Origin of the sequence: Acetohalobium arabaticum DSM 5501 (assembly GCF_000144695.1) — a bacterium.
GTDB classification, from domain to species: domain Bacteria; phylum Bacillota; class Halanaerobiia; order Halobacteroidales; family Acetohalobiaceae; genus Acetohalobium; species Acetohalobium arabaticum.
Genome location: NC_014378.1, coordinates 2,461,445 through 2,469,596, shown reverse-complemented (window position 1 = coordinate 2,469,596; position 8,152 = coordinate 2,461,445). Strand labels below are relative to the sequence as shown.

The window sequence follows — 8,152 nt, the reverse complement described above, 5'->3', positions numbered from 1 at the left end:
AACAAATTATTCACAGATTATCAACATATTTTTAAGGTAGAACTTTTTTAGCTATTTTTAATTATAATTAATGTTCATACTAAATCCATACTAATTATCCACAACTAATTTAGTGGATAAAATCATATTAGTTCTATCATTTTCTAATATATCTTGACATAGAGGTTATAAATAACCTATAATTTATATAGTATAATGTTTTTATTTAGGAGGAAATTATTGTTATGGATAATAAAGATGAGTCCTTTCCCAAAAGTGAAAGGCTAACAAAGACTCATCAATTTCAACAAGTTTATAATCACGGCTACTCAATTGCTAATAATTTAATAGTTATGTATATGTTAAAAAAGAAACAGAAACAGAGAAGAATTGGTTTTTCGGTCAGTAAAAAAATTGGAAATGCTGTTGTAAGAAATAGAATTAAGAGAATTTTAAAGGAAATTTATCGTCGTAATAAGAATAAATTAATTACTAATATAGATTTAGTGCTTATTGGCCGCAAGAGAATTAGTGATTCTTCTTATCAAGAAATAAAGAGGGCTGTATTTGATCTTTTTGAACAAGCTAAAATTATATAAGGAGATTAATCATGTTGAAGAAATTACTATTAATTCTAATTAGATTTTATCAAAAGTTTATTTCTCCTTTAAAACCAGGAACATGTAGATTTTATCCCAGTTGTTCTAGTTATGCTTTAGAGGCAATAGATAAATATGGCTGTTTACAGGGTGGTTTGATGTCTATAAAGAGAGTTTTATCTTGTCATCCGTTCCATCCTGGCGGGTATGATCCAGTGGATTAATTTTAATAAAATTGAGGAGGTTATCAATTGTTGAATCTAATTTCGATAGGATTCTTTGAAATTTTTGGAGAAATGTTTGGATGGTTGGGAGGTTTGATGACAGGTTCGCTTGATTTTTTTTATGGATTTACTAACAGTTATGGGTTATCAATTATTTTATTAACTTTAGCTATTAGAGTTTTACTCTTTCCGTTAGTTGCAAAACAGACTCGGTCGATGAAGGCAATGCAAGAATTACAGCCTAAAATGGAAGAGTTAAAAGAGGAATATGGTGATGACCAACAGCAGTATCAACAGAAGGTCATGGAGTTATATCAAGAACATAAAGTTAATCCGGCAGCTGGATGTCTGCCGCTTTTAGTCCAGATGCCGATTTTGATAGCTTTATTCCATTCTATACGAGGTTTTGAAGCATTAAAACAAACTAGTTTTCTTTGGATTAGTAATATAGCACAACCGGATTTAGTACTTGTTATCTTGACTGGTTTAGTAATGTTTGGTCAGTCTATGGTACAGCAAAAGATGTCGGGTAATGCTGGTGGTAATAATAAGATGATGATGTTTATGCCGTTATTGATTGTAGTCATTGGATTTAGATTACCAGCAGCTGTTTTACTATATTGGTTTACTTCCAATTTAGTAATGGTTGCTCAGCAATACTTTTTGTATCGAGAGCCATTAGAGTTAAAGGAGGAGTCTAGCTAAAATGGAAGAGATTATTCAGGAAGGAAAGACGGTAGATGATGCTTTAAAGACTGCTTTGCAGAAGCTGTCTACTACTGAAGATAAAGTAGAAGTGGAGGTTCTGGAAGAGGGGGAAAATGGTTTTTTAGGATTTATTGGAGGCAAAGATGCTAAAATAAAGGTTTTAAAGACTGGAGATAAGCATAATAAAGCCCTTGAATTTATGGAAAAGATAATTGATAGAATGGATTTAAATATTAAGGTGAAAAAAATTGAAAGAAAGTCTGATACAGAACAGATTACAATTAATTTAACAGGAGATAATCTTGGAATAGTTATTGGAAGGCGAGGTAAGACTTTGGATGCTCTGCAGTATTTAACTAATTTAGCTGTTAATAATCCACAGGACAATGATGAATATCTACGTGTTATTCTTGATGCAGAAGGCTATAGAAAGCGTCGTGAAGAAACTCTCCGTGATTTAGCTTTAAGATTGGGTAATAAAGCCAAAAGTAAGCAGGAGAGGGTAGAGTTAGAACCAATGCCTCCTCATGAACGAAAGATTATTCATAGTACTCTACAGGATGATTCTGGGGTTCAGACATATAGTGAAGGACAGGACCCTTATCGCAAGGTTGTAATTGTAGCTCAATAGTTAGCTTTCCTGACCCAGTAGATTAATCTACTGGGTCTTCAATTTAAGTAGTGAATTTTGTAATGATAATTAGGGTAATTTATAGATGATAAGAGGTGGTTTGATTGTATATAAAGGATACTATTGCTGCTATTTCTACTGCAGTTGGTGAAGGAGGAATCGGGATTGTCCGAATTAGCGGTCCTGAAGCAATCGAAATTGCTGATAAGATCTTTAAAAGTTATCAACAGCCAGATAAGAAATTAAATAAAGTAGATACATATACTGCTCATTACGGCCATATAATTAAGCCTGAAACAGAACAGGTCCTTGATGAGGTTATTTCTTTAGTGATGAAAGCGCCTAAAACTTATACTAAAGAAGATGTTGTTGAGATCAATTGTCATGGAGGAATGGTGCCGCTACAGAAAATTTTAGAGTTAGTATTAGATGTAGGGGCTAGACTAGCTGATCCGGGTGAATTTACTAAGCGGGCCTTTCTAAATGGACGAATTGATCTATCTCAGGCAGAAGCTATTATGGATGTAATTAATTCACAGACAGAGGCCGGCCTAGAAGCAGCTATGGATCAGTTAGAGGGTGGACTATCTGATCAAATTAATAATATTTCTCAGAAAATTTTAAGGTTGTTAGCTAATCTAGAAGCTTCTATCGATTTTCCTGAGGATGAGATTGAAGATTTTAATTCTGAAGAGTTAGAAAAGAGAGTAATAGAAATTTTATCTGAAATAGAGGATTTATTAGCAACTAGTAAGCAAGGACGAATTGTAAAGGAAGGCATTCAGACTGCAATTATTGGTAAACCTAATGTAGGTAAGTCCAGTCTCTTAAATGCTCTTTTACGGGAGAATAGGGCTATTGTTACGGAAGTGCCTGGTACTACTCGGGATGTAATTGAAGAGGTTATTAATATTGATGGTATTCCATTAAAGATAATAGATACAGCTGGAATTAGAGAAGCTGAGAATGAGGTAGAAAAGATTGGAATTGAAAAATCAGAAAAGTTTCTTAAACGGGCAGACTTAGTTCTGTTAGTATTGGATGCTCATTGTGGAATTACTGATGAGGATAGAAAAATTATAGGTTTGGCTGAAGGAAAAGATACCATTATAGTAGTAAATAAGACTGATTTAGAGCCTAAATTGGCTGTAGAAGAGTTAAAGGAAGAATTAGATATGGAAGCAGTTGTTGAAACCTCGGCTACAGAGGGTATAGGAATTAAAGAGTTGGAAGAATTAATTTCAGATATGGTCTTTGGTGGTCAGATTAAGTCTACTGATCAGACTTTAATAACTAATCTGCGCCACAAGGAAGCAATTGAAGATGCTTATGAAGATATGAACCGAGTAAAAGAGACAGTAGAACAGGATTTACCGGCTGATTTTGTGACAATAGATCTTAAATCTGCTTTAGAAAAGTTAGGAAAGATTACTGGCGATACAGTAGATGAAGATATTATTGATCGTATTTTTGCCGATTTTTGTTTAGGGAAATAGAAACTTAGCAAGCGGGAGTGAATTGACTTGAAAGAGTATGATGTGATTGTGATTGGAGCTGGACATGCTGGCTGTGAAGCAGCATTAGCAGCAGCCAGAATGGAATGTAAAACACTGCTTTTGACCTTAAATGTTGATCATATTGCTTTAATGCCTTGCAATCCTTCTATTGGAGGACCGGCTAAAGGACATATTGTCCGGGAAATAGATGCTTTAGGAGGACAGATGGCAGAAAATATTGATAAATCTTATATTAATATTCAGCTGTTAAATACTTCTAAAGGTCCGGCAGTCCATGCTCTGCGGGCTCAGGCAGATAAACATATCTATCAATTAGAAATGACTAAGACTTTACAGAAACAGGACGATTTAGATTTGAAACAGTCAGTAGTGACAGAACTGACAGCTGATGGACAGTCTGTTACGGGAGTAAAGACAATTACTGGTATGGAGTATCAGGCAGATAAGATTGTGTTAACTACCGGGACTTCTTTAGATGGTAAAGTAATTATTGGTGATGTTAAATATGTCGGCGGAAGACAGGGGGAATTTGCTGCTGTTGAGTTGTCAGATAGTTTAAAAGAATTGGGATTAACTTTAGAAAGGTTTCAGACAGCGACTCCACCGCGAGTTCATCGTGATTCAATGAACTTCTCTAAAATGACTGCACAGCCTGGTTCTGAAGAACCGCTGCAGTTTTCTTTCAGTAAACCGCGGATTGAAAGAGAACAGACGCCTTGCTGGCTAACTTATACTACTGACGATACAAAGCAGATTATTAAGGAAAAGATTGAAAAATCGCCTTTAAGTACTGGGATTATTGAAGGGGAAGGTCCACGATACTGTCCTTCTATTGATAGAAAAATTATGCGTTTTCCGGATAAGACTAGCCACCAGGTGTTCATTGAACCGGAAGGATTAAATACTAAAGAAATGTATGTCAATGGTTTGACTACAGCTATGCCAGAAGAAGACCAAGTAGATATTTTACGGAGTGTACCGGGGTTAGAAGAAGCAGAGATAATGCGGCCGGCTTATGCAGTAGAATATGACTATTTACCTCCAACTCAGCTTAGACCAACACTGGAAACTAAAGAAGTAAACGGGTTATATACTGCTGGACAGATTAATGGCACTTCTGGTTATGAAGAAGCAGCTGGACAAGGGTTGATGGCTGGTATTAATGCTGCTCGGGATTTACAGAATAAAGAACCGATAATATTGAAGCGCTCTGAAGCTTATATCGGGGTTTTAATCGATGATCTAATAACTGAAGGAACAGATGAACCTTATCGAATGTTAACTTCAAGAGCTGAGTATCGTTTAGTTTTAAGACATGATAATGCAGATCTACGCTTGACTCCTGTAGGATATGAAATAGGATTGGTAGAGGAAGAAGTCTATAATAGAGTTAAGGACAAAGAGGAAAAATTAGAAGAAGGACAAGATTATTTAGAAAGTATTCAAATCAATCCTACTAAAGAGGTTAGACAGAAATTGAAGGAGTTTGAAAGTGGTGGATTAAAGAAACCAGTTTCCTTAGCTACTCTTTTAAAGCGGCCTGAACTGGAGTATGATGATTTGAATCTTTTTGATGATCAGCTTCCTGAATTCGATGAGCATATCAAGGAACAGATTGAAATAGAAGTGAAGTATGAAGGCTATATTAAACGGCAGAAACAGCAGATTAAGAAGTTTCAACAAATGGAAGAAAAATTAATTCCTGAGGATATAGATTATCATCAGCTAGATAATTTAAGAACGGAAGCTAGGGAAAAGTTGGCAGAAATCAAACCGGTTTCACTTGGCCAAGCGTCTAGAATATCAGGTGTCTCCCCAGCAGATATTTCAGTGTTAATGATTTATCTAGAAGAATATAGACAGCAGGGAGAGGATAAAGAATGAAAAATTATGATATAATCGTTGTTGGAACTGGACATGCTGGCTGTGAAGCTGCTTTGGCAGCAGCTAGATTGGACTGTAAGACTCTGGTTTTAACTGTTGATCTTGATAATGTAGCGTTAATGCCCTGTAATCCAGCAGTTGGTGGTCCGGCCAAAAGCCAGATGGTCAGAGAGATTGATGCTTTAGGCGGAGAAATTGCTAAGAATCTGGATCGGTCCTTTATTCAGTTAAGAAGATTGAATACTGGTAAGGGACCAGCAGTTCAGGCACTGCGGGCCCAGGTAGATAAGAAGGATTATAGCTTAAATATGAAACAGGTATTAGAGGAAGAAGATAATCTTGAATTGAGACAGGGGATTGTAACGGAATTACTGATAGAGAATGATAAAGTTGAAGGTGTTAAATTAAAGACTGGAATTGAGTTTTATAGTCAAAAGGTAATTTTAACTACGGGCACTTTTTTAAAAGGTTCAATTATTATTGGAGATTATTCTTTTAATTCTGGTCCTCATAATCAGTTTCCGGCTAATGCTTTATCTAATAATTTGGAAGAATTAGGTTTTGAAATTAGAAGATTCAAGACTGGAACACCGCCGCGAATTGATAAGAGAACTGTTGATTTTTCTAAATTAGAAGAACAGCCTGGAATTGATGAAGATGTATCTTTTTCCTTTGCTGATATTGCTAGTGCTGAACAAAAGGACCAGATATCCTGCTGGTTAACAGAGACTAATCAAGAAACTCATCAATTGATTAGAGAAAACATAGACCGTTCGCCTCTATATGGCGGAGTGATTGAGGGGCAAGGACCAAGGTATTGTCCTTCGATTGAAGATAAAGTAATGCAGTTTCCTGATAAAAAAAGCCATCAGCTCTTTTTAGAACCTGAGGGAGAGTATATTTATGAAATGTATTTAGCTGGTTTTTCTACAAGCTTGCCTGAAGATGTACAGATAGAGATGTTACATACTCTGCCGGGGTTTGAAGAGGCAGAGATTATGCGTCCTGGTTATGCAATTGAGTACGACTGTATTAATCCTTTACAGTTAAAGCCGACTTTAGAAACTAAATTAATAACAGGTTTATATACTGCTGGGCAGATTAATGGTACTTCCGGTTATGAAGAGGCAGCTGGTCAGGGGCTAATGGCTGGTATTAATGCTGTCCAACGATTAAAAGGGGAAGAACCGGTAATTCTATTGCGCTCTGAAGCCTATATCGGTGTCTTGATTGATGATTTGGTAACCCAAGGAACCCAAGAGCCTTATCGAATGTTGACTTCACGAGCAGAATATAGATTACTATTAAGACATGACAATGCTGATTTAAGATTGACTCCACTTGGGTATGAACTCGGTTTGATTTCTGAAGATAGATATCGAGATTTTATTGACAAAAAGGAAGCAATTGAAGCAGAAAAAAAGAGACTAAAAGAGGTAAAGCTACATCCTGATGATGATGTTCAGGCTACTTTAAAGGAATTAGGAAGTACTGGAATCAATAATGTTGATACGTTAGCTAGATTGCTTAGAAGGCCTGAATTAGACTATGAAAGTTTAGCTGCTCTGGACTCTGATAGACCTGAGCTTTCTTCTGAAGTTAAAGAAGAGGTTGAAATTCAGCTGAAGTATGAAGGTTACATTAACCGTCAATTGAAGCAGGTTGAAAATCAGCAAGAGCTGGATGGACAGAAGATTCCACAGGATATAGATTATAGTGAGATTAGCGGCCTATCAGATGAATCATTGGAGAAGTTAGACAAGATACGTCCTATGTCAGTAGGCCAGGCGGCAAGAATTTCAGGGGTCAAGCCGGCAGATATTTCTTTACTTACTGTCTATTTAGAAAAATTAAATCAGACGAATAAGAAAGGTGAGACTAATGAAGATTAAAGAATTATTGGCAGCAGGGACTAAGGAATTGGGATTGGAGTTAACTAGTAAACAGATAGATGCTTTTATGAATTATTTAGATATTCTGCAAGAGTGGAATCAGAAGATGAATCTAACGGCCATTGATGATTCTGAGGAGATTGTAATCAAACACTTCCTTGATTCACTCTCCTCTGTATCTGTAATGGATTTAGCTGGTGATGAAAAGATGATTGATTTAGGCACTGGAGCAGGTTTTCCTGGTATACCGTTAAAGATTTTTTATCCGAAATTAGATTTAACACTGCTGGACTCAACTAAAAAGAAGATAACCTTTCTTAAAAATTTAGTTAGAGAGCTGAATTTAAAGGGGATTGAATTTATTCATGGCCGGGCAGAAGATTATGGGCAAAAAAGTAAATACCGAGGAAGTTATGATGTAGTAATAGCTAGAGCTGTTGCCCCGCTAAATATTTTAAGTGAGTATGCGATTCCTTTTCTAAAGCCAACCGGATCCTTTTTAGCCCAAAAGGGTGCTAAAGTAAAAGAAGAAGTCATAGAAGCTACCCGGGCTATAGAAGTATTAGGAGCTGAAATTTATGATGTGGTTTCTATTGATTTACCTTATAGTGATGCTAAACGTAATTTAGTGATTATCGATAAAGTTAGAGAGACTCCGTTAGAGTATCCTAGAAAAGCTGGAACTCCCAATAAGGAGCCCATTTCTAATTAAGATAGG

At 36.1% G+C, this 8,152-nt stretch carries 8 protein-coding genes; all 8 read left to right on the top strand.

The features are described from left to right. Window positions 1-224 precede the first annotated feature (224 nt). The 8 genes from rnpA (at window position 225) to rsmG (ending at window position 8,146) form a co-directional block, all read left to right on the top strand. Window positions 225-578 carry a ribonuclease P protein component gene (gene rnpA, locus acear_RS11955; RefSeq protein WP_013279275.1) on the top strand — a complete coding sequence of 118 codons (354 nt, stop codon included), beginning with the start codon at window positions 225-227 and terminating at the stop codon, window positions 576-578. An 11-nt stretch (window positions 579-589) separates the two neighbouring features. After that, entirely contained in the window at window positions 590-802 is a 213-nt protein-coding gene (yidD, locus tag acear_RS11950) for a membrane protein insertion efficiency factor YidD (RefSeq protein ID WP_013279274.1), read from the top strand. 27 nt (window positions 803-829) lie between these two features. Continuing rightward, window positions 830-1,507 carry a YidC/Oxa1 family membrane protein insertase gene (locus acear_RS11945; RefSeq protein ID WP_245526689.1) on the top strand — a complete coding sequence of 226 codons (678 nt, stop codon included), beginning with the start codon at window positions 830-832 and terminating at the stop codon, window positions 1,505-1,507. 1 nt (window position 1,508) lies between these two features. Beyond that, window positions 1,509-2,141 (top strand): RNA-binding cell elongation regulator Jag/EloR, encoded by a 633-nt coding sequence (gene jag, locus acear_RS11940; protein ID WP_013279272.1) that lies wholly within the window; start codon window positions 1,509-1,511, stop codon window positions 2,139-2,141. 104 nt (window positions 2,142-2,245) lie between these two features. Next, window positions 2,246-3,637: a tRNA uridine-5-carboxymethylaminomethyl(34) synthesis GTPase MnmE gene (gene mnmE, locus acear_RS11935; RefSeq protein WP_013279271.1), complete on the top strand. Its 1,392-nt coding sequence runs from the start codon at window positions 2,246-2,248 to the stop codon at window positions 3,635-3,637. A gap of 27 nt (window positions 3,638-3,664) precedes the next feature. Further along, entirely contained in the window at window positions 3,665-5,542 is a 1,878-nt protein-coding gene (mnmG, locus tag acear_RS11930) for a tRNA uridine-5-carboxymethylaminomethyl(34) synthesis enzyme MnmG (protein ID WP_013279270.1), read from the top strand. After that, complete coding sequence (gene mnmG, locus acear_RS11925) at window positions 5,539-7,434, top strand: tRNA uridine-5-carboxymethylaminomethyl(34) synthesis enzyme MnmG (RefSeq protein WP_013279269.1); 1,896 nt, start codon at window positions 5,539-5,541, stop codon at window positions 7,432-7,434. Before mnmG (acear_RS11930) ends, mnmG (acear_RS11925) begins: the two co-directional genes overlap by 4 nt. Beyond that, complete coding sequence (gene rsmG / locus acear_RS11920) at window positions 7,424-8,146, top strand: 16S rRNA (guanine(527)-N(7))-methyltransferase RsmG (protein WP_013279268.1); 723 nt, start codon at window positions 7,424-7,426, stop codon at window positions 8,144-8,146. Before mnmG (acear_RS11925) ends, rsmG begins: the two co-directional genes overlap by 11 nt. The last annotated feature ends 6 nt before the right edge of the window (window positions 8,147-8,152 follow it).